An 870-nucleotide genomic window follows, 5' to 3' on the forward strand; every position below is an offset into this window, starting at 1 on the left:
CTCCTGTCATATGTATTGTTAATCTTTTTTTGAGGTGATTCTCCTATGGAAGCAATGATTGAACGGTGTGCTGGCTTAGATGTACACCAAGAAACAGTAGTAGCCTGTGTGTTATTTGGTCCATTAGATAAAAAGCCAAAAACCTCTATTGAAACTTTTTCAACTACAACAACGGGACTGTTGGCTTTAAGTGATTGGCTCGCTACCCTTCAGGTATCCGATGTTGTGATGGAAAGTACTGGAGTCTACTGGAAACCAATATGGAATATACTCGAAGATTCTTTTCACCTTGTTCTTGCCAATGCCAGACATGTCAAAAATGTTCCAGGGCGTAAAACTGATGTGAAAGATGCCGAATGGCTCGCCAAGCTTTTAAGATGCGGACTTATTGAAAGCAATTTTGTCCCACCAGAAAATATTCGTGATTTACGAGATCTTACTCGTTATCGAAAAAAATTGATTCATCATCGCACTTCAGAGCAGAATCGCATTCACAAAATTCTTCAAGATGCTAATATCAAGCTAACATCCGTATTATCAGACATTTTTGGTGTATCGGGACGCCGTATCCTTGAAGCGATTCTAAACGGCGAAAAAATAGAGACCGATGGTCTCCGAAAAATGGTGGATTGGCGAACAAAAGCAAGTATTACTGACATTGCAAATGCAATTAATGGTCGTATTCGCCGTCATCACCGTGATATGTTGCGTTACCATTGGGAGCATATGAGTTATTTAGAAAAAGCCATAAAAGAATTGGAAAAACAAATCGATCAACTCCTGTCCCCATATCGTAAGGAAGTAGAATTATTGGATGGTATACCTGGTGTGAACAAAGCTGCCGCAGCTACTTTTATTGCAGAGATGGGC

1 protein-coding gene is annotated in these 870 nt (G+C 40.0%); it reads left to right on the forward strand.

The window, feature by feature from the left end; genetic code table 11:
• Positions 1 to 45: 45 nt before the first annotated feature.
• A partial coding sequence (locus tag AC3WLU_RS26730) for an IS110 family RNA-guided transposase (RefSeq protein WP_492598227.1) occupies positions 46 to 870 on the forward strand: 825 nt, incomplete at its 3' end.

It is taken from the genome of Peribacillus sp. FW305-BF15, from assembly GCF_058783805.1.